Raw genomic sequence first — 22,643 nt, forward strand, 5'->3', positions numbered from 1 at the left:
GCTTTTTTTTTGCAGCAAATGGTTCAAATGTAGGATAAGCTGTTGTAACTTTTGTATGGGCGCGTTAAACTTAAATGGGAATTAGTGGTTTATTTATTAAAAATATAACAACTTAAAACTATTTGTAAAAATTATTGAAATATTACGCTATTAGTTTTTTGAACTAGCAAAGAATAGGGAGGTAAAAAAATGGCAGATTTACGAGTGCCCGAAAAGCGCTTTCGGCCAGAATTGGAAGGAATACGCGCGGTGGCAGCTCTTTTGGTGGCCATCTATCACATTTGGATCGGGTCGGTGTCCGGTGGGGTCGATGTCTTTTTTATCGTCTCAGGGTATTTGATCACAACATCTCTTTTGTCGCGGATGGTGCGGGAGGGCCGTATCAATTACGCGGAAAACTTGCTCGGGCTGGCAAAGCGGTTGTTTCCGCTGGCGTTTACAGTAATAGCAGTGAGCGCAGCGGCGTCAATTTTTCTCTTGCCGATGAGCACGTGGAAGCAGACAATCGCGGAATTGTTTGCCTCAATTTTTTATTTCCAGAATTGGCAGCTCGCGAATAGCGCGGTTGATTATTTGGGGCAGAACAACCAAGCGAGCCCGTACCAGCATTTCTGGGCGTTGTCGATTCAAGGCCAGTTTTACGTGACGTGGCCAATCGTCATCACGCTCGTGTACCTTCTCGCGACGAAAATTTTGAAGACACCGGTGCGCAAAACGTTGCTTGGGGTGCTGGCGGCTATTTTCTTCGCTTCGCTCAGCTACTCGGTTTACATCACCGCTGTCAATCAGCCGTGGGCGTATTTCGATACATTTGCACGCGCCTGGGAATTCAGCCTCGGCGGGATGCTTGCGCTGCTGCTGCCGTATTTGAAGTTTCCGGATCGTGCGCACCTCATCATGGGATGGTTGGGCCTTGCGATTATCGCGTTTACGGGGATGCTGCTTCCGGTGTCGACTGTGTTCCCGGGCTTTGCAGCGCTGCTGCCGACAGGTGGGGTGATCTTGGTCATCATAGCGAGTGAAAACGGCAATCTCTTCGGTGTGCAGAAATTGCTCGGTTCGAAGCCGTTTCAATACTTCGGCAGCATTTCCTACGGCTTTTACCTCTGGCATTGGCCATTGCTTGTTTTCTATTATGCCTTTTTCAACACCGAGACGGTTTCGCTGTTTGGCGGGCTCAGCATTTTGGCAGTGACGTTCGTGCTGTCGATCGTTACGATTTGGCTCGTCGAAGCACCTGTGCGGCAGATGCCGGTCAAGCAATCGAAAAAACGTTTGACGAAAGTACTCGTCACACTGATGATGCCGGCCATTCTGGTTGGCGTGTCGTGGAGCGTCTTTGTCCAGGCAAGCAGCAGCGTCGCCGTTCCTGTCGTAACCGAAGACAATCCAGGCGCCCGTGCTGTTTCGGAAAACATCCAGCCGGCGATTGAAGCCGAGCTCAAGCCGGATTTTCTGACTGCGAAAGAAGTGCTGCCGGCCTTTTATAATGACCAGGACTGTACTTCCTCCGGCAGCAAGAACGCTAAATTGAAGGAATGCTCGTACGGTGTGACGGAAAATCCGGAGCATGTGCTTGCATTGGTCGGCGGTTCACATTCAGGGCACTGGTTCCCGGCGCTTGAAGAAATCGCGGAAGAACTGAATATGCGTATCGATGTCTACAACAAGGATGCATGCCGCTTCACGAACGGCGATTTCGATGGGTTATTAACGGAAGCATGCATGACATGGAATGATCAACTCCATCAGCGGCTCATGGAAGATCCGCCTGATTTGATTTTCACAACGGCGAACGTAAGTTCCAAAGCAACCGTGCCGCAGGTTTATATCGACAAATGGAAGCAATTTGAAGGTGTAACTGATATTTTTGCGGTGCGCGACAATCCACGGATGAAAGTCGACCCGACGCTTTGCCTTGATGCCTCGACTGTAGAAGACTGCTCCGTGCCGCGCAGCGAAGCGCTGGCCGCTGTAGCACCGTGGGAAAACACGGAAGGCATTCCGGGCAACGTGACATTTGTGGACATGTCGGAATATTTCTGTATTGATGATCTGTGTTCGCCGGTAGTTGGCAACGTGCTCGTCTACCGAGATAAGCATCATTTGACGACACTCTACTCCAAAACTATGGGTCCGGCACTAAAAGAGCATCTTGAGCCGGTGCTCAAGAAGTAACTGAAACGATAAACGCACCGCCAGCAAGCTAATTGCCGGCGGTGCGTTTTTTATTCTTCCATTTGTGTGGAGGGTCCTTGTTTAACGCTAATAAACAGAAAGTTCTCTGTTTTTAGACGAATTTTCTTGACCAGCGTCCCGTATGCAGGTAAGATTTTAAGAATACAAAAACTGCATAGTGAATTCTTATCGAGAGAAGTTGAGGGACTGGCCCTGTGACGCTTCAGCAACCAGCCATTCGTGGTCAGGTGCTAAATCCAGCAGGCATGCAATGGCCTGGGAGATGAAAAGGAACGAGTTTAACGACCGTAAAGCCTTCTTTTTCATGGAGGGCTTTTTTCTATATACAGGAGGGTGAGCGGCATGAAGTTATTGGATGCATTGAAAACGCGCGTGTTGACAGGGGACGGTGCGATGGGGACGCTGCTGTATTCTTATGGCATCGAGTATTGCAACGAGGAGCTGAACCTGCAGCGGCCGGAAATCGTCAGCAAGATCCACCAGGATTACATCAAAGCGGGAGCCGATATCATCCAGACAAATACGTACGGTGCGAATGCCCATAAGCTCGCGCGCTACGGCCTTGAAGAGCAAGTGAAAGACATCAACCTCGCTGCGATCGATATTGCGAAGCGCGCCGCGTCGCCTGGCGGACAATACGTCTTCGGTACAATCGGCGGCATTCGAGGCATGCGGAAAAGTGATGCCACGATGCAGGAAATCATTGCGATGGTCGACCAGCAGGCGCAGCATTTATTGTCAGGCGATCCGGACGGCTTGCTGCTCGAGACGTATTACGATTTTGAAGAGCTTGCTGCGACGGTCACGCATTTGAAAAAGATGACGGATACCCCGCTGATTGCGCAAGTGTCGATGCACGAGCCGGGCATCCTGCAAAACGGCATGTCGCTGAACGAAGCACTGCACCAGCTTGAAGCGCTCGGAGCGGAAATCGTCGGCGTCAATTGCCGCCTCGGCCCGCACCATACGATCCAAGCATTCGAAGAAGTGTCGCTGCCGGCAAAAGCCTTCCTGTCGGCCTATCCGAACGCCAGCTTGCTCGACGTGGAAGACGGCCGCATTGTCTATGAATCGGAAGCCGATTATTTTGGCCGGGCTGCATTGTTGTTGAGAGAAGAAGGGGTGCGCCTCATCGGAGGCTGTTGCGGCACGACGCCGAAGCATATCGAAGAAGTGAAAAAGCGAATGCGCAATTTAGTGCCGGTGACAGAAAAGCAAGTGGTGGCGAGAAAGCCGATCGTCATTCGTGAAGCGGAAGCGCTCGACGTCAAGCCGCTGCACGAAAAAGCGAAGACGGAGCGCACGATCATTGTCGAACTCGACACGCCGCGCCATTTGGACATCACGAAATTCATCGAAGGTTCGAAAGCGTTGAATGCGGCGGGAGTCGATGCGGTTACGATGGCCGATAATTCACTCGCTTCGCCGCGTATTTCCAATATGGCGATGGGCTCGATTTTGAAGCAGCAGGAAAACATCCGGCCGCTTGCGCACATCACGTGCCGCGACCGCAATTTGATCGGCCTGCAATCGCATTTGATGGGGCTTGACGCACTTGGCATGCATGATATCCTGGCAGTCACGGGAGATCCGACGAAAGTCGGTGATTTCCCGGGAGCGACAAGTGTTTATGACGTTTCCAGCCTGGAATTGATTCAGCTGATCAAAAAGCTCAACGAAGGCATTTCATTTTCCGGCAAGCCGCTGCGCAAAAAAGCGAACTTCTCAGTGGCGGCGGCATTCAATCCCAATGTCCGCGTCGTCAGCCGGGCGGTCAAGCGGCTGGAACAGAAAATCGACAGCGGCGCAGATTATTTCATTTCCCAACCGGTGTTCACAAAAGAGAAAATCATTGAAATATACGAAGAAACAAAGCATTTGAGCACGCCGATTTTCCTTGGCATCATGCCGCTGACAAGCATCCGCAGTTCGGAATTCCTGCACAACGAAGTGCCAGGCATCAAGTTATCGGAAAATGCGCTTGAGCGGATGCGCGCATGCGGCGACGACAAGGAACGGGCGACGGCTGAAGGCATTGCGATAGCGAAGGAATTGATCGATACTGCGGCTGGCCTATTCAATGGCATTTACTTGATCACGCCATTTTTCCGCTACGAAATGTCCGTGGAATTGATCAATTACATCAGGCAACTAGATTTGAAGAAAGAAGGCGAAAGCAGCCATGTCCAAAACACTTATTGAACAGCAGCTTGAAAAACGGATCTTGATCATCGATGGCGCCATGGGAACGATGATCCAGAACGCCGATTTATCAGCGGAAGATTTCGGCGGCGAGGAATTTGACGGCTGCAACGAATACTTGAACATCGTGCGGCCGGACGTCATCGAAAGCGTCCATAAAGCCTATCTGGAAGCGGGAGCGGACATTCTTTGTACGAACACGTTCGGCGGTACGCCAGTGGTCTTAGACGAGTATGGACTTGGAGACCAAGCAACCGACATCAACCGCCGTGCTGTAGAGATTGCCAAGAAAGCGGCTGCTGACTATTCCACCCCTGAATGGCCTCGCTTTGTCGCAGGTGCTATCGGGCCGACGACGAAAACTTTGTCGGTGACAGGCGGCATCACGTTCGATGCCTTGCGCGAGGATTTTTATGTACAGGCGAAAGCGCTGGTTGAAGGCGGCGCGGACTTGATCTTGCTTGAAACGAGCCAAGACATGCTGAATGTCAAAGCGGCGACGATCGGTATCAAAAGGGCTTTTGAAGAGCTGGGCAAAGAATTGCCGATCATGATTTCAGGCACCATCGAGCCGATGGGCACAACGCTTGCCGGGCAAAGCATTGAAGCGTTCTATATTTCCATTGAACACGTCAAGCCGCTGTCGGTCGGTTTGAATTGCGCAACGGGCCCGGAATTCATGACGGACCATTTGCGCTCTTTGTCTGAGCTGTCCGACGGCTTTGTCAGCTGTTACCCGAACGCAGGGCTGCCGGACGAAGAAGGGCATTACCACGAAACCCCGGAATCACTGTCGAAAAAGCTGCGGGGCTTTGCCGAAAAAGGCTGGCTCAACGTCGTCGGCGGCTGTTGCGGCACGACGCCTGCGCACATCAAAGCCGTGCGTGAAGCGGTGGCCGATTTGCCGCCGAGAAAGCCGGCCCAAACCGGACATGGACATGTTTTGTCCGGAATCGAACCGCTGCAATACGACGATTCGATGCGCCCGCTGTTTATTGGGGAACGCACGAACGTTATCGGTTCGCGAAAATTCAAACGGCTGATCGTTGAAGGGAAATTTGAGGAAGCTTCAGAAATCGCGCGCGCTCAGGTGAAGAACGGGGCCCACGTCGTTGACATCTGCCTCGCCAATCCGGACCGCGATGAACTCGAGGACATGGCGAACTTCATGCACGAAGTGGTAAAGAAGGTCAAAGTGCCACTTGTCATCGATTCAACGGACGAAGAAGTCATCGAAGCGGCGCTGAAGTTTTCGCAAGGCAAAGCGATTATCAACTCGATCAATCTCGAAGACGGCGAAGAGCGCTTTGATGCGGTCATGCCGCTTGTGAAGAAATACGGTGCGGCGGTTGTTGTCGGAACGATTGATGAACCGGGTATGGCAGTGACGCGTGAACGCAAACTTGAAATTGCCGAACGCTCGTATGATTTATTGGTCAACAAATGGGGGCTCGCGCCGGAAGACATCATTTTTGATCCGCTCGTGTTTCCGGTCGGCACCGGCGATCAGCAATACATCGGCTCCGCGGTTGAAACGATCGAAAGCATCCGACTGATCAAGGAAAAACTACCGCGCACATTGACGATTCTCGGCATCAGCAACGTGTCGTTCGGCTTGCCGCCAGTCGGCCGCGAAGTGCTGAATGCAGTTTACCTTTACCATTGCACGCAGGCAGGGCTCGATTACGCCATCGTCAATACAGAGAAATTGGAGCGCTACGCATCGATTCCGGAAGCGGAGATCAAGATGGCCGATGAATTGCTGTTCACGACGACAGACAAGACATTGGCGGATTTCACCGATTTCTACCGCGATAAGAAAAAAGAGCGGAGCGAAGACGACATTCCGAAGACGGTTCCAGACCGCCTCGCCTATTATATTCTGGAAGGCACGAAAGAAGGGCTTATTCCGGATTTAGAGAAAGCGCTCGACATGTACGACACACCGCTCGATGTCATCAACGGGCCGCTGATGGCAGGCATGGCGGAAGTGGGACGTTTGTTCAACGACAACCAGTTGATTGTCGCCGAAGTGTTGCAAAGCGCAGGCGTCATGAAGGCTGCGGTGTCGTACCTTGAAGGCTTTATGGAGAAAAAAGCTGCGGACGATACAGGCAAAGGGAAAGTGGTGCTTGCCACGGTCAAAGGCGACGTGCACGACATCGGTAAAAACCTGGTCGATATCATCCTTAGCAATAACGGCTTTAAAGTGATCGACATCGGCATCAAAGTGACGCCGGCGACACTGATTGAAGTCATCAAAAAAGAAAATCCGGACATCATTGGGCTGTCAGGCTTGCTGGTGAAATCCGCCAAGCAGATGGTGCTGACCGCGCAGGACTTCAAGGAAGCGGGCATCGATGCACCGATTCTGGTCGGCGGTGCCGCCTTGTCGAGGCGCTTCACGGAAACGAAAATCGCTGCTGAATACGACGGCCCGGTCATTTACGCGAAAGACGCCATGCAAGGATTGGACTTGGCCAATCGCCTGCAGAGCGGAGCAGGAAAAGCCGTGTTGCTGGAAGAATTGGGTGCGCAGCAAGAGAAGCGCCAGGCATCCGAAGCGGCGAAAGCCGCCAAGCCAGCTGTTGCGGTAGCGGAAAAACCGGTGAAGACTGTGCGCGAAGATGTGCCGGTCTTCAACCCGAATGACCTGCGCCGCCGTGTCTTGAAAGAGTATTCGGTTGCGCATTTGTATCCATACGTCAATATGCGCACACTGATCGGCCATCATCTCGGATTGCGTGGCTATAGCGATAAAATGCTGGTGCAAGGCGATCCGCGCGCGGTTCAGCTCCACGAATTGGCAACGGAGTTTCTTGGCTCTGGCATTTTGAAACCGTCCGGCGTTTATCAGTTTTTCCCGGCACAAAGCGACGGCGACGATGTCGTCATCTACGATCCGGCAGACGCCAAGACGGAAATTGAGCGCTTTACATTCCCGCGCCAAACCGCCGAGCCGTTCTTGTGTCTGGCCGATTACTTGAAATCCGTCGACAGCGGAGAAATGGATTATGTCGCGTTCATGCAAGTGACAGCGGGGCACGGCGTCCGCGACGAAGCGGCGCGCTTGAAAGAAGCCGGCAAGTTCCTGGAAAGCCACGCACTGCAGGCGACGGCGCTTGAACTCGCGGAAGGCTTTGCTGAGCGCATCCATCAGGAAATCCGCGACCAATGGGGCTTCCCGGATGCCACCGATTTCTCGATGCGCGACCGTTTTGCGGCGAAATACCAAGGACAGCGTTTTTCATTCGGCTACCCGGCATGTCCGAATCTGGAGGACCAGGCAAAATTGTTTGGCCTGATCAAACCGGAAGACATCGGCGTCCATCTGACAGAAGAATTCATGATGGACCCGGAAGCGTCCGTTTCGGCGATCGTCTTCGCCCATCCGGATGCACGGTATTTTAACGTGGAATAAAGGAGGAGAGGGAGTGCGGACAGTATTCCCTGGATTTCGGACAGTATTTGGACCAGTACGGACAGTATTTGCCGCCGTGCGGACAGTATTTTCAATATAGAAGGCAATCTAGCCAAAAAAGAGCCGCTCACTGATTGGGAGCGGTTCTTTTTGTGTGTTTATTCGTCCATTTGAAATAAATCCATTTGTATAAAGAACAATCGGCTCACTTTTTCCCGCGAAGCTGGCGTTGGACTGTATATACGATTATGTTAAACTAATCGCATTAGGAAATGTCAGGAGTGGGAATTGTGTTTGCACTGAATATACTCGACTACTCGCCGATCGACGAGGGAGCGGCTGCGCGCGATGCGTTGCTGCAGACAATTGAACTTGCAAAGCTCGCGGACCGGCTTGGCTACCGGCGCTTTTGGGTGGCAGAGCATCACAAGGTGCTGTCGGTCGCGGGCAGTTCGCCGGAAATGCTGATGATGCAATTGGCTGCTTCGACAGAGCGGATCCGCATCGGTTCGGGCGGCGTCATGCTGCCGCATTACAGTTCCTATAAAGTGGCTGAGAATTTCCGTATGCTCGAAGCGCTGCATCCGGACCGCATCGATCTCGGCATAGGACGTTCGCGCAGCTATAAAGACGTCAATCAGGCACTCAATGAAAGCAAAGGCATCAAAGTGTCATATGAACAGCAAATTCAGGATCTGCAGAAATACTTCACCGATGATACGGAAAGAACGCACCGATTCCGCCAGCTCGTAGCGACACCGATTACCGAAACAGCGCCTGAAATGTGGCTGCTTGGCACCGGACACGGCAGTGCCGCCATTGCGGCAAAGAACGGCCTCGCTTACGCGTTCGCCCATTTTGCACGTCCAGCTGCTGATGGCGCGGAAGCCGTTGCCGCATACCGGGAAAAGTTCCGGCCATCGGATTTGTTGGCGGAACCGCAAGTCGCCATCGCTGTTTTCGCTGTCGTCGCTGATACAGCGGAAGAAGCCGAGAGGCTGGCAAAAGCGCTCGATTTGTGGCTGCTGTTTGTCGAATCCGAGACGCCGCCTCCGTATTATCCATCCATCGACACCGCTGAAAGCCGCGGCTTTAGCCGAGGGGAACGCGAAAAAGTGGCGAAAAACAGAGAACGCATGATTATCGGTGATGTCGATACAGTGAAGGCAGAAATCGTCCGGCTCACGGAATTATACGGTGCCGATGAAGTCACTGTCATCCCGAATGTATCAGGCGCTGCCAACCGCATGAAGATGCTGAGTTTACTCGCGGAGGCATTTTCTTTATCATCAAATTGAAAAAGCGTTCAAAGCGGAAAATCGCTTTGAACGCTTTTTTGTTTTTGAGTAATAAAATGTGCCGTTATTAAAGTTTCGCGAAATCCGGGTCTGCCACTTTGACCAATTGCTTGCCGAGGTTGCTTCCTTGGAATAAGCCGAGGAATGCCTGCGGCGTGTTTTCAAAGCCTTCGACAATCGTTTCTTCGTATTTCAGCTTGCCAGCCTGCAGCCATTGGCCGAGTTCAGTCGCACCTTTTCCGAAATCTGCCGCATAATTGCCAAGCGTGAAGCCTTGCATCATCGAACTCGTTTTGATGAGAGACGTCTGGATGCGCGGTCCGAGGTCCTTGCCTGCTGCGTTATAGGAAGAAATCGCTCCACACAATGGAATGCGTGCATTGCGGTTCAACAAGCGCATGACGGCATCCGATACGTCTCCCCCGACATTGTCGAAATAGACATCGACGCCGTCCGGCAATGCATTTTTCAAGTCTTCCGCAAAGCTGTCTTTTTTGTAATTGACTGCGGCATCGAATCCGAGTTCGTTGATCAAGTAATCGATTTTTTCATCCGAGCCGGCGATGCCGACCGCTTTTGCGCCTTTTAATTTCGCAATTTGGCCGACAATCGAACCGACAGCTCCCGCTGCGCCAGAAACGACGACTGTTTCGCCTGGTTTCGGTTTTCCAATGTCCAACAAACCGAAATATGCTGTTAGGCCCGTTAGACCTAAAACACCAAGGCGTGTCGTGATCGGTGCAACCTGAGGATCGACTTTTTGAAGTCCATCCGCCTTTGCAATATTGTATTCTCCCCATTTAAGGTTGCTATTGACGATATCGCCTTGCTTGAAATGCGGCGACTCTGAAGCGATAACTTCAGCGAGCACGCCGCCGGTGATGGCTTCATTGAGCTGGAATGGGGCGATATAGGATTTTGCATCTTGCATGCGTCCGCGCATATACGGGTCAACCGACAAGTAAAGCGTTTTTAACAGGATTTCGCCGTCTTGTAGAGCAGGTACCGTTTGTTCCACGAATTTGAAATCTTCGTCTGAAGGCATTCCTTCCGGACGGTTGACCAAGTGGATTTCTTTATAAGTTGTAGGTGCCATGTAAAACACTCCTTCTAATTTGTCTGTAGAGGAGCTTACCATTGCTTTAAAAAGGAATCAAAAATTACACACCGCCAAGCCTGTATTCTTGTGGTTGTCCTAATCCTATGATATTTTGATATACCTATAGACAAAAGAAAAGAGGAATTCACATGAATCCGAACTATACATCTTTATTCGAAGAAATTACATTGCCGAACGGTGTTGTTTTGCAGGACCGATTGGGCGTTGCACCGATGACAACTTACTCAGGAAATCCGGATGGTACGGTATCTGACGCTGAACTCGAGTATTATAACCGCCGTTCGAGCATCGGGGGCTTGTTCGTGTCTGCCTGTATCGCCATTTCTGAAAACGGCATCGCGTTTCCGAATCAGTTTATCGGTTTTGATGACAAAGCGTTGCCGCGCTTGAAATTGCTGGCAGATGAAATGAAAGCTGGAGGCAGCAAAGCGATTCTGCAGATGCAGCACGGCGGGCGTCAAGGCCAGCCGGACTTGATCGCTGCCAACGAAACAGTAGCGCCGAGCGCAGTCGCAGGACCTGAAGGCAAACCGACGCCGCGCGAATTGACAGCTGCTGAAATCGACGACATCATCCGTGATTTCGGCGAAACGACGCGCCGCGCGATCGAAGCCGGTTTTGACGGCGTTGAAATCCACGGCGCCAACACGTATTTGATCCAGCAATTCGTATCGGCGACATTCAATCAGCGCGAAGACAAATGGGGCGGCAGCCTGGAAAACCGTTTGAGTTTCTCGATGGCAGTATTGGAAGAAGTGAAGAAAACAGCTGCGCAATACGCAGACGACAGCTTCATCATCGGCTACCGCTTGTCGCCTGAAGAAAACAACGAAAACTCTGTCGGCTACACGATTGAAGATACAAAAGTGCTCGTTGAGAAATTGATTGAAGGCGGCATCCATTACGTCCACGTGTCTTTATTCGAATTCAAGAAACAGCCGCGCGGTGCAGCAGAGCAAGGCAGCATCGTTGAAATTTTGTCGAAGCACATCAATGGCCGTGTGCCGTTTGTCGTGGTCGGCAGCGTCAAAAAGCCGGAAGATGCCGTGGCAGCGCTCGAAGAAGGCGCCGATATCGTCGCAATGGGCCGCCAAGCGCTAGTTGATCCGGAATGGACGGAAAAAGTGAAGCAAGGAAAAGAACAAGAAATCCATGAAGTGATCCCGCAGGAGATGGTCGGCAAACTCGATATCCCGGAATCGATGTGGAATGCCATCACTTCATACGGCATGGTTAAATTAGCAGAATAAAAGATGCGCCAGCGGCAGAGGGATTGCCGTTGGCTTTTTTCGTCCAGTGAAAAGGTGGGGACCACTTTTACGATTTCTCTTGTTTTTAGTAGAAGGTTCTGTCATCGTTTCTGACGTTTCCATCATTGTTCCGGCAATTCCAGATACGCATACAATAATAAACCCGGACCTTCGCACTTGCCGAAGATCCGGATTTATTAATAAAGCACACGCCATAAATAGAACGTCGCGTACGCTTTCCAGTTTTCCCATGGAACGGCTAGGTCGAGAATCTCCTCTTTGGTTGGTTTGCGGTCGAGGCCAAGCTGGAATTTGATGGCATTGATGAGGCCGACGTCATCCACCGGAAAAGCATTGGGGAAACGCAGGCAGCGGAGCAGCACATAATTGGCGGTCCATGGACCAATGCCTCGGATGCGGATCAATTCTTTCTCAATGGCGCCAAGGCTGCCAAGTGCGAGCAGGCCTTCTTTCGACAATTCGCCGCTTGCCATCAGCTGGGCGACGCCAATGATGTACTCGCTTTTTTTGACGGTCATTTTGATGTCACTCATGTCTTCCGGCGACAATTCTGCGATTTTTTCATAAGAAGGGAAAATCCAGTACGGCATACCTTCATAGTCCACCGCTTCGCCGAACTTCTCGACAAACTGGCGCTTCAACGTGTAGGCATAGCCCAAATTGATCTGCTGGCCCAAAATCCCCCAGCACAGCGCTTCGAACAAATCCGGCAGCCCGATGTTGCGGAGGCCGTAAAAATCCTCGATGGTCCGTTGCAAAAGGGGATCGTTTTTCGCCATTTCGTAAAACGGTGCGAGATCGGTGCCGAGGTCGAACCAGTCGCGAATATAAGGTTTGACCCCAGCAGTCGGAGTGCCAGTTAAGAAACGCACCAGCAGCTGCCGGTTCTGAATGGCGCTGACTTGGATCAACAGGCGTTCGCCATCGATTTCCAATGCGCGCGTAATGGTTTCATTGCGAATCGTATACATGCATTCCTTAGAATTCCGCTGCATATAGGCGAGGTTCGCCGCTAAGTCGAATTCCTTCGGAAGATCAATAAATAAAGGCTCAGGGGCTTGCAAGGGCGTTTCCACCTTTCATCGGTTCTTCCATCCAACATACCACACGTACGCCATGCGAAACAGTTTACAGCGGTACAGGCAGAAGGTAGAGTTACCATGAGGCAGTTAGAGGAATCTATTACAGAAATGGAGCTGGAATGAAACATGACAAACACGAAAACAGCCATCATTACAGGCGCAAGCAGCGGAATCGGGCAGGCGACAGCAAAGGAATTGGCTGGCAAAGGGTATGCCGTCATGCTTGCGGCCCGCCGCGAAGAACGCCTTATCGAACTAAAAGAAGAAATTGAGGCTGCTGGCGGTACGGCGGCATTCAAAGTTACGGACGTAACGTCGTCGGAAGAAATGCAAGAGCTGGCGGATGCCGCAATCGAAAAGTTTGGGCAGATCGATGTTCTGATCAATAACGCCGGACTCATGCCTCTTTCATTCCTCAACAAACGGAAGATCTCGGAATGGGACCAAATGGTTGATGTCAACATCAAGGGCGTCTTGTACGGCATCGCCGCCGTGCTGCCGCATATGGAATCGCGACGGGAAGGCCATATCATCAACGTGGCATCTGTTGCCGGACACGATGTGACGCCGGGCAGCGCCGTTTATAGCGGCACGAAATTCGCAGTACGTGCCATCACGGAAGGTTTGCGCCAGGAACTCGATCCGGCGATGGACATCCGCGCGACGATCATTTCACCGGGAGCTGTGGCAACCGAACTTTCCGAGACGATCACCGACCAGGACATCCTTGATATGTTCGCATCTGGGAGCGATATGAAGTTCTTGGAGGCTGAAGACATCGCCCGCGCAATCGCGTATGCTGTTGAACAGCCGGATTATGTGGATGTCAATGAAATTCTGATTCGCCCGAGACAGCAGAAATAATAGCCGTCGTGTGATTGTTATGCCTGTCCCGCTGTAAGCAGGGCAGGCATTTTACATGGAGGTAATGATTGCGGAGAAAAACGTTCTCCTATAGTATTCATTAAAAAGGCATTGTATAAACTGAAAGCAGTTGGAGGTCTCCCATGAAATCGTTGCTTACAAAAATTGAATTGGCGCTCGGCCAATTATCCGCAGCGGAAAGGCGGATTGGCGAATATATTATCCAACAGCCGGATGCCATCCCGCACATGACCACCAAAGAACTGTCGGAAAAATCCGGAGTCAGCGAAGCTACCATTATCCGTTTCTGCAAATCGATCGGCATGGGCAGCTTTAAATCTTTTAAGCTCGCGCTCATGAAAGATTTAGCATTGAACGATACAAATCTGACCGATTTTTCGGTGCTTCAACAAAAAGATTCCCCTTATGATTTATTTCATAAAGTGATCCACGTCAATAAATCCGCAATCGAGTCCTGCGCAGATTCAATGGACAGAAAAGAGCTGATGAAGGCGGTGGACGCGTTGAAGGCCGCGCAGAAAATCGTGTTTTTCGGCGTCGGCGGTTCTTCAACCGCAGCGGTTGATGCCCAGTACAAATTCATGCGGCTTGGCTATCAATCCATCACATCGCTGGATTTTCATTATATGCTGTCGCTGATTCCCCACCTGACGGAAAACGATGTCTTCGTCGCTATCAGTACATCCGGCCAGACAAAAGATGTACTGGAATTGGCCCGTTTTGCGAAGAAAAGAGGAGCGAAGGTCATTGCCATCACTAATTTGAACAAATCTCCGCTTTACAAAGAAGCGGACATCCGGCTGTGCACGCCGAATGTGGAACAGGATTTCCGGATCGGCAGCACGTCGTCGAGGATGACGCAGCTGACCGTCGTAGACACCCTTTATATGAGCGTTTTCCATTATCTTGGCGAGAACGTCCGGCAGCAATATTACGACGCCCGCAAAGAAATGGAAAGTTTAAGAAGATGAAAAGAGCTGGTCATTCAGCTCTTTTTTATATTGCATATAATTCGAATTGAAGAAGTTAATGTTAAATCGCCGCTTCGGACGCTCTGAACATGGCTCACGCCATGAGCCGGGAAGAACATCCGTCTCATAGCTCCGCCCAGTCTATAGGCGCGCCGGCGCTAAATATATCTCGATATGGAGCAAAACAGTGGAGAAAATCGTACTGCTCCTCCAGCGCTATGCGCTTCGTCGCAAAGTATGGGCCAAATGCTGTTTGGCCCATACTTGCCTGCGGGGCAGCGTAGCGACGAGACAGCCGAGACCCCGCGAGGAGCGAATCGACTGAGGAGGCTTGGTGCTCGCCCGCGGCAAGCGAAGCTGTTATGCGGAATATCGGTATTTTAATAATTTCCATAAATGAAACTAAGGTTCATAAATATAATAAATTATATTGACATGAAATTTCTTAAGGGTACAATGAAGTCAAGAAATAACCAAATAAAGGATGAGTCGATGCTAGAAAATCTGTCTACGGAAAAAAGAAATCACGACACAATGAAATTGGATGGAATGTCGACGCTGGAAATCCTGCAAACGATGAACCGCGAAGACCAAACGGTGCCGGGCGCCATTGCTGAAAAAATGGAGTCGATTGAACAGGCGGTACATGCCGTCATCGAATCATTTCAGGCAGGAGGCAGGCTGATTTATATCGGTGCAGGCACAAGCGGCCGGCTTGGAATTTTGGATGCAGTTGAATGTGTGCCGACGTTCGGTGTCTCGCCGGAAGTTGTGAAAGGGTTTTTAGCCGGTGGAATGGAAGCGTTCACAATGGCTAAAGAAGGCGTCGAAGACAACGCGAATCTCGGCAAGAAAGAATTGGAGCAGGCTTCGTTAACGAAGAACGATACGGTCATCGGCATTGCAGCAAGCGGCAGAACGCCTTATGTTATCGGTGCCTTGCAATATGCTGCTGAAGTGGGTGCTAAGACCGTGGCTCTTTCCTGTAATACCGGCGCGCAAATCAGCCAGTATGCGCAAATCGCCATTGAAATCGAAACAGGGCCAGAAATACTGACCGGATCGACGCGCCTGAAAGCCGGAACCGCTCAAAAGCTCGTATTGAATATGATTTCAACGGCTTCGATGATCGGAGTTGGTAAAGCCTACGGAAACTTGATGGTGGATGTGCAGGCGACCAACGAAAAACTGATTGAGCGTTCGAAACGCATTATAATGGATGCGGCACAAGTGGATTACGAAACAGCCGAGCTTTTTTATCAAAAAGCGGATCGCCATGTGAAAACGGCGATTGTCATGATTTTGCTGGATTGCACCAAAGGGGAAGCTGTTGAAAAGCTGGAAGCAGCAGACGGTTTTGTAAGAAAAACTTTATAAACATTGGGAGAGCGGGGGATCGTATGAAAAAAGAACAAAAGATGGCTCAGGATATTCTCAGCAACGTCGGGGGAAAAGAGAATATCCAAAATATTGCTCACTGTATGACACGGCTGCGTTTATCGCTGAAAGACGAAAGCAAGGCAAACATCAATGACTTGAAAAGAGTAGACGGCGTCATGGGGGTCGTCGAAGACGATACGCTCCAAATTGTGGTAGGGCCTGGCACGGTCAATAAAGTAGCGGCAGAAATGAGCAGTACAACCGGGCTGGCTATCGGGGAAGAAACGGCAGTCAACGAAGGCGATCTGAGTTTCAGCGAAAGGGCCGAATTGGACCGGGAAAAAATGAAGCAAAAAAACAAAACACCGTTCAAGCTGTTTTTGCGCAGAGTCGGCAATATCTTCATCCCGCTGATTCCAGGTTTGATCGCTTCCGGGATTATCAACGGAACAGCAAACTTCGCAAAAAATGCAGGAGTCGATGAAACCACAACAATTATGCAGATTTTATTGCTGCTCGGAAGCACTGTCTTTGCATACTTAGCCATTTTAGTCGGCTGGAATACAGCCAAAGAGTTTGGCGGCACACCGGTACTTGGCGCTATTGCAGGCGGAATCTTATTCAATCCGCTGCTGGCGGACATCGTGATTTACGGGGAACCGCTGGTTGTCGGGCGCGGAGGCTTGTTCGGAGTCATCTTGGCTGCCTGGTTAATGACATTTGTTGAAAAGAAAGTGCGCTCTGTCATGCACAGTTCGATTGATATTCTCTTTACACCATTAATCACGATTTTGGTTGTCGGCTTTCTTGCGTTATATGCCATCGTTCCAATTGCTGGCGTATTAACGGATGTCATCACGACCGGATTAATCTCTGCCTTGGATGCAGGCGGAGTTATAGCAGGCGGCGTCTTGGCTGCATTCTTCTTGCCGCTCGTCATGTTAGGGCTTCACCATGGATTGACGCCAATCCACTTGGAATTAATGAATTCATTCGGCAGCACAGCGTTATTGCCGATTTTGGCCATGGCAGGTGCCGGCCAAGTCGGAGGCACAATCGCCATCTACATGAAAACGAAAAACCAGCGTTTGCGCAATATCATTAAAGGCGCATTGCCAGTTGGCGTTCTCGGAATCGGGGAACCGTTATTATACGGAGTGACCTTGCCGCTCGGACGGCCGTTCATCACAGCTTGTATGGGAGCCGCTTTTGGCGGAGCGTTCCAAGCCGTCATGCACACCGCTGCACAAGGCATCGGCGTATCCGGGATCTCGTTGATCCCGCTGATTGCTGACAGCAAATACATCTGGTACTTCCTAGGTCTCGTCGTTTCCTACGTATTCGGCTTCATCTTCACGTATACGTTCGGATTTAAAGAACGCATGGCTGAGGGAATCTAAGTACTTGTATTATGTAAGTTGAATTAATGAATAACTATAATCGATATTCCGCAAAACAGCGAGGCTTGCCGCGGGCGAGCGCCAAGCCTCCTCGGTCGCTTCGCTCCCTTCGGGGTCTCGGCTGTCTCGTCGCTACGCTGCCCCGCAGGCAAGTATGGGCCAAACAGCATTTGGCCCATACTTTGCGACGAGCTTGCGCAGGAGCAATCGTCTTTGCACTGCCCAAAGCGGACGGAGCGGTTTTAAAAATGTTATTTCTAAAGTTCGAATGATAAAGACAAAGAAAACTGAACAGCACACCAAGTTAAAAGGGAGAACCAGTTCTCCCTTTTTTAATTTATCTAAAAGGAGAGAGTAAAATGCGCGGAATATCAGTATACCTTGGGGAAGGCTCTGTAAAAGAGTTGGAACCTTATATCGAAGGAGTAAGGAATCTCGGTTTCACATCCATCTTCACCTCTTTGCACATCCCGGAAGAGGACCCAACCCTTTACGAAGAACGGCTCCGGGAATTAGGTGCGCTGGCACGTACATACGAAATGGAATTAATGGCGGATATCTCGCCAAAGTCGCTCGGGCATCTGGGGTTTACCTGGGAAAATGCGGAAGGGCTTGTGGAATGGGGCGTCACCGGTTTGCGGATTGATTACGGAATCGATGAAGGGACGATTGCTGAATTATCGAAGAAAATGAAAATCGCTTTGAATGCCAGCACACTGACAAAAGAAGGGTTGTCCAGGCTGAAAGCTGCCGGGCTCCGGACGGAAGCGGTTGAAGCGTGGCATAATTTTTATCCGCGGCCTGAAACCGGGTTGGACACACAGGAATTTTTCAAGGTGAACGATTGGCTGAAGGAGGAAGGTTTGTCGGTGATGGCGTTTGTTCCGGGAGATGGCAAGCGGCGGGGCCCTTTGTTTGAAGGCTTGCCGACATTAGAAGAGCACCGCACCGTTTCGCCTCTTGCAGCGTATGCAGCATTGGAAAAGAGCAGGCTGGTCGATAAGATTCTGGTTGGAGATATCACGCTCAGTGAAGGCAGCTTGGCGCAATTTGCAGCTTACGACCAAGGCGTAATCCAATTGCATGCAGAGAGATTGACGAAAAACAGCGATGTGCTGGAAACCGCGAGCAGAGTCCAGACCAACCGTTTGGACGCCGCGCGGGATGTCGTGCGCTCTATGGAATCAAGGGAATACGGTTTGTTCGGAACGTATCGCCTCCATCCGGAAGGGACCATGGAAAGAACAAAAGGCAGCATAACGATCGACAATGAGCGCTATGGCCGCTACCAGGGTGAACTGCAAATCACAAAGAGAAATCTGCCAGCCGATGACAAAGTCAATGTAATCGGTAGGGTCTGCCGGGAAGACTTAGCGTTGCTTGAACATATTAATTCTGGAGTTAAATTTCAACTGGTATGGGTATAAAGGAGAACTTTAATTTCTTTAATTTTTGTTACAAAAGAAGTGTTCCAAGAATTGGAACATGAGCAGATGTAACGCATGAAAATTTCGGGAAACGAAAAATCACTCCTAAAGACAGCGCTATTGGGGCATGGGAAACGTGTGAATTGTCAGATAATATTAGGTGGTAAAGGGAAAAAAATACAAATTAAAGAAACTAGGAGGAAACAAATGAAAAAGAATATGAACATGAAAGTTCTGTCATCCGCCTTGATTTGTTCGCTTGTATTGACTTCGCCTCTGGCTTCACCGGCCCTTGCTGAATCACCTAAGCAATGGGATCAGCCTGGCCCCATGGCACCCGTGCTCCACCCTGGCTCCATGAAAGGGGCGGGAATGATTCAAGAACCGCTGGACCGCTTCGATAATAAAGTTGAAAGCGCTTTAACGGCTAAGTCGATGCCGGGTGCTGTTGCATTTGTCGCAAGAAACGGACATATCGCCAAGCACGATGCTTACGGCTTTGCATCTTTGTATGCAGATGGCGAAGGGACTCTGGTGGACAATCCGGTTGAAATGAAAAAAGATACGATTTTCGATTTGGCTTCCATCAGCAAAATCTTTACGACCACAGCCGCGATGAAACTTTACGAAAAAGGGCATTTCCAACTGGACGACCCAGTGGCGATGCACCTTCCGCAATTTGCTGAAAACGGTAAAGAAGGGGTCACCATCCGCCAACTCATGACGCATACTTCAGGTTTCATTGCCTGGGTGCCGCTGTATCAGCAAGGGGAAAACCGGGAAGACCGCATCGAGTACGCGCTGCGCCACCCGCTCGCCAATACCCCTGGCACCAAATATACCTATAGCGACTTGAACTTGATTACACTCGGCGCGCTGATCGAGAAGTTTTCAGGCAATCGCCTTGACGAATTTGTAAAAGAAGAAATTACCGAGCCGATCGGCATGAAAGACACGATGTACAACCCGCCGGCATCATTGAAAAATCGCATTGCAGCGACAGAATACCAACCAGCGCTTGGACGCGGCATGGTATGGGGCGAAGTGCACGATGAAAATGCCTGGTCGTTGGACGGAGTTGCAGGGCATGCCGGTGTCTTTTCAACAGCCTCTGATCTGGCGAAGTTCGCCCATATGTTTTTGAACAACGGGAAGTATGGCGGGAAACGGATTTTGGAAGCTGAAACGGTCCGTTTGCTGGAAACCAACCAGATTCCGGAGTTCCCTGGAAATGACCACGGGCTTGGCTGGGAATTGAACCAAGGCTGGTACATGGACGCGCTTGCTGATTCATCGGCATTCGGCCATACAGGCTATACGGGGACCAGCATTGTCATCAACCGGAAAAACAACACGATCGCCATTTTGCTGACCAACCGGGTGCACCCGTCGAGAACCACCATTTCCACAAACTTCATCCGCAGAGATTTTGCAAGAGCAGTTGCGGACGCGATACCGGCTCCGATTTCCAAACATTCAGAAGCCTGGTTTGCGGGCTACGGCGATAAATTGAACAATGAAATGCAAATTGCCGTTCCTGAAGGCGCATCAACGGTGTCTTTTGATACTTGGCACCGCCTGGAAGCGAACTCGGATTTCGGTTTTATTGAAGCATCGAACGACGGGGTGAACTGGAACCAAGTGGCAGAACCTCTCACAGGGGACAGCGAAGGCTGGGAAAACACCGAACTTGAATTGCCGGCAAATACCACGCACATCCGCTTCCGCTACCAGACAGATGGATCGGTCAACGGGCGCGGCTGGTATGTTGAAAATATCCAAGTTGATGGCATTGAAGTACAACCGCAGCCAGCTGGAAACGATTGGACCGAACGCAGCAATTAAGTTAAAGGGGGATGGAACATGACAGAATTTCGTAAATTTCTAGTTTTGCCGCTATTGATCGCCGTTTTGGTAATTTCTTCACTGGCAACAGGCGCAGGAGCGGCAAAAGCGCAATCGGCAGCTGCTGATTTGATTATTATGCAAAATGTGCCTGAAGTGGAAGTGGACGGCGCAAGTGGGGAATTCACGCTAAAAGCGTTGCACGTCTATGAAGACGGTCATTTCTCAGGGGCTTCAGAAAATTTGGAGTGGAGCTCCACCAATAAATCAGTGGCTTCAGTAGATAGCGAAGGAACGGTAACGGTGCTCGGGAAACCCGGGAAAACGTTCATCACGGTAAACGACGGCAGTTTTACGGATGAAATTGCTGTGCAGGTAAAGCCGGATCCGGCAGCCAAAACAGCCAAAGGAAAACCGCCTGTGAAAACAGCGGTGATCAAAGGGGAAGGCGACCGCTATAACTTGATCGAAAAAGCGGTGGCAGGCATGTCGATGGAAGAAAAAGTCGGCCAGATGCTGATGCCTGACTTTAGAAACTGGAATGGCAAGAACGTCACCGCAATGCTTCCGGAAATCGAAAGGCTTGTTAAGCAATACCATCTGGGCGGCGTTATCCTGTTTCGGGAAAACGTTGTAACGACTGAACAGACGACAGAATTGGTTGCGGACTACCAGGAAGCTGCCGAAAAATACGGCCTCCTGATGACGATTGACCAAGAAGGCGGCATCGTAACCCGCCTTCAATCCGGAACGGATATGCCGGGCAGCATGGCATTAGGGGCGACCCGTTCGCCGGAAATCACGGAAAACGTTGGGAACGCGATCGGCGAAGAGCTTGCTGCACTTGGCATCAACATGAACTTTGCGCCATCGTTTGACATCAACAACAATCCGGACAACCCGGTCATCGGTGTCCGTTCATTCGGAGAAAAGCCTGAACTTGTGGCAGAACTAGGTGTCGCGTATACAAAAGGGCTTCAAGCGTCCGGCACAGCTGCGACGGCGAAGCATTTCCCGGGGCATGGCGATACAGCAACAGATTCCCATATCGGCTTGCCGGAAGTGCCATATGATTTGGAAAGGCTGAAGGCAGTCGAATTGTATCCTTTCCAAAAAGCGATGGATGCAGGCATCGACGCCATTATGACCGCACATGTGACCTTCCCGAAAGTGGATGGCACAAAAGTCATTTCGAAAAAAGACGGCAGTGAAATCACGTTGCCCGCAACGTTGTCACATAAAGTTTTGACGGAATTAATGCGGGAAGAAATGGGTTATGATGGCGTCATTTTAACAGATGCTTTGAACATGCAAGCAATTGCCGACCATTTCGGACCGGTTGATGCCGTGATCCGTGCGGTCAACGCTGGAAGCGACATCGTCTTGATGCCGGTCGGACTTGAAAGCGTCGCAAACGGTTTGTACGAAGCGGTGCGGTCGGGTGAAATTTCCGGAGAACGAATTGAAGCTTCAGCGAAACGCATCCTTGCTCTGAAACTGAAGCGTAGAATCGTGAAAGAAGAAACGCCGAAGCCATTGGAAGAAAAAGTAGCTAATGCCCTCGAAGTTGTTGGTTCGGAAGAACATCGGCAAACAGAGCGCGAAGCTTCTGAAAAATCAATTACGCTCGTGAAAAATGAAGGCGTCCTGCCGCTTGCTCCGAATCCGCAAGATGCGCTTGTGGTTGTCGGAAACGTTTATTCGGATGAGCTGTATGCCGGATTAAAAGCACGCCACGAAAATACCGTGTGGATCAAAAAAGACACCCTGCTGACAGAACAGGAACTCGCACAAGTCCAAGCGGCGAAAGCAGTCATTATCGGTACACGGACTTCAACCGTTTCGCAGCGCTCCCCGAACAGCGGGCAAATGAAGATGGCCAATCAGATAATCGCTGCAACCGATGCGCCAGTTATTGCAGTTGGCATTCAAAACCCGTATGACGTGATGGCGTATCCGGAAGTGGATGCGTACTTGGCACAATACAGTTTCCGCACTGCAAGTTACGAAGCGATGGCATCGAGCATTTTAGGTGAACTTTCGCCAACCGGCAAATTGCCAGTATCCATTCCAGATCTTACAGGCGGCTTATTGTATGAGTATGGACATGGTTTAACTTACTAAAATGACAAGGAGAGATGA

At 50.6% G+C, this 22,643-nt stretch carries 14 protein-coding genes and 1 riboswitch; of the genes, 12 read left to right on the forward strand and 2 right to left on the reverse strand.

Annotated features, from left to right (window positions below; translation table 11 throughout):
* Positions 1–189 precede the first annotated feature (189 nt).
* The 4 genes from AC4EHJ_RS11130 (at position 190) to AC4EHJ_RS11145 (ending at position 9,120) form a co-directional block, all read left to right on the forward strand.
* A complete protein-coding gene (locus tag AC4EHJ_RS11130) occupies positions 190–2,178 on the forward strand; it encodes an acyltransferase family protein (protein WP_490975691.1) in 1,989 nt (662 codons plus the stop codon).
* Positions 2,179–2,361: 183 nt separating this feature from the next.
* Positions 2,362–2,468: riboswitch (SAM riboswitch) on the forward strand.
* Between the two features lie 73 nt (positions 2,469–2,541).
* On the forward strand, positions 2,542–4,401 hold the full coding sequence (locus AC4EHJ_RS11135) for a bifunctional homocysteine S-methyltransferase/methylenetetrahydrofolate reductase (RefSeq protein WP_490975692.1): 1,860 nt from the start codon (positions 2,542–2,544) through the stop codon (positions 4,399–4,401).
* Positions 4,382–7,822: a methionine synthase gene (metH, locus tag AC4EHJ_RS11140; protein ID WP_490975693.1), complete on the forward strand. Its 3,441-nt coding sequence runs from the start codon at positions 4,382–4,384 to the stop codon at positions 7,820–7,822. The genes AC4EHJ_RS11135 and metH overlap by 20 nt, the downstream gene beginning before the upstream one ends.
* 290 nt (positions 7,823–8,112) lie before the next feature.
* Positions 8,113–9,120 (forward strand): LLM class flavin-dependent oxidoreductase, encoded by a 1,008-nt coding sequence (locus tag AC4EHJ_RS11145; protein ID WP_490975694.1) that lies wholly within the window; start codon positions 8,113–8,115, stop codon positions 9,118–9,120.
* Between the two features lie 67 nt (positions 9,121–9,187).
* Here the strand turns inward: AC4EHJ_RS11145 and AC4EHJ_RS11150 are convergent, their stop codons facing one another.
* Complete coding sequence (locus AC4EHJ_RS11150) at positions 9,188–10,216, reverse strand: NADP-dependent oxidoreductase (RefSeq protein ID WP_490975695.1); 1,029 nt, start codon at positions 10,214–10,216, stop codon at positions 9,188–9,190.
* A gap of 152 nt (positions 10,217–10,368) precedes the next feature.
* Here AC4EHJ_RS11150 and AC4EHJ_RS11155 point away from each other — a divergent pair, with 152 nt between their 5' ends.
* On the forward strand, positions 10,369–11,490 hold the full coding sequence (locus tag AC4EHJ_RS11155) for an NADH-dependent flavin oxidoreductase (protein WP_490975696.1): 1,122 nt from the start codon (positions 10,369–10,371) through the stop codon (positions 11,488–11,490).
* Between the two features lie 197 nt (positions 11,491–11,687).
* Here the strand turns inward: AC4EHJ_RS11155 and AC4EHJ_RS11160 are convergent, their stop codons facing one another.
* The gene (locus AC4EHJ_RS11160; protein ID WP_490975697.1) at positions 11,688–12,575 is read right to left on the reverse strand and encodes a DNA-3-methyladenine glycosylase family protein; all 888 of its coding nucleotides are present in this window, start codon (positions 12,573–12,575) and stop codon (positions 11,688–11,690) included.
* Between the two features lie 144 nt (positions 12,576–12,719).
* Here AC4EHJ_RS11160 and AC4EHJ_RS11165 point away from each other — a divergent pair, with 144 nt between their 5' ends.
* The 7 genes from AC4EHJ_RS11165 to AC4EHJ_RS11195 all read left to right on the forward strand — a co-directional run bounded on the left by AC4EHJ_RS11165 (position 12,720) and on the right by AC4EHJ_RS11195 (position 22,625).
* Positions 12,720–13,457, forward strand: coding sequence for an SDR family oxidoreductase (locus tag AC4EHJ_RS11165; protein WP_490975698.1), 738 nt, complete (start codon positions 12,720–12,722; stop codon positions 13,455–13,457).
* A gap of 143 nt (positions 13,458–13,600) precedes the next feature.
* Positions 13,601–14,449, forward strand: coding sequence for a MurR/RpiR family transcriptional regulator (locus AC4EHJ_RS11170; protein WP_490975699.1), 849 nt, complete (start codon positions 13,601–13,603; stop codon positions 14,447–14,449).
* Positions 14,450–14,941: 492 nt separating this feature from the next.
* Entirely contained in the window at positions 14,942–15,826 is an 885-nt protein-coding gene (gene murQ / locus AC4EHJ_RS11175) for an N-acetylmuramic acid 6-phosphate etherase (RefSeq protein WP_490975700.1), read from the forward strand.
* Positions 15,827–15,849: 23 nt separating this feature from the next.
* Positions 15,850–17,229, forward strand: coding sequence for a PTS transporter subunit EIIC (locus AC4EHJ_RS11180; RefSeq protein WP_490975701.1), 1,380 nt, complete (start codon positions 15,850–15,852; stop codon positions 17,227–17,229).
* A 359-nt stretch (positions 17,230–17,588) separates the two neighbouring features.
* Positions 17,589–18,656 carry a DUF871 domain-containing protein gene (locus AC4EHJ_RS11185; RefSeq protein WP_490975702.1) on the forward strand — a complete coding sequence of 356 codons (1,068 nt, stop codon included), beginning with the start codon at positions 17,589–17,591 and terminating at the stop codon, positions 18,654–18,656.
* A gap of 207 nt (positions 18,657–18,863) precedes the next feature.
* Positions 18,864–20,501, forward strand: coding sequence for a serine hydrolase domain-containing protein (locus AC4EHJ_RS11190; RefSeq protein WP_490975703.1), 1,638 nt, complete (start codon positions 18,864–18,866; stop codon positions 20,499–20,501).
* Between the two features lie 18 nt (positions 20,502–20,519).
* Positions 20,520–22,625, forward strand: coding sequence for a glycoside hydrolase family 3 N-terminal domain-containing protein (locus AC4EHJ_RS11195; RefSeq protein WP_490975704.1), 2,106 nt, complete (start codon positions 20,520–20,522; stop codon positions 22,623–22,625).
* Positions 22,626–22,643: the final 18 nt, after the last annotated feature.

It is taken from the genome of Planococcus sp. TJ-301 (assembly GCF_058268475.1).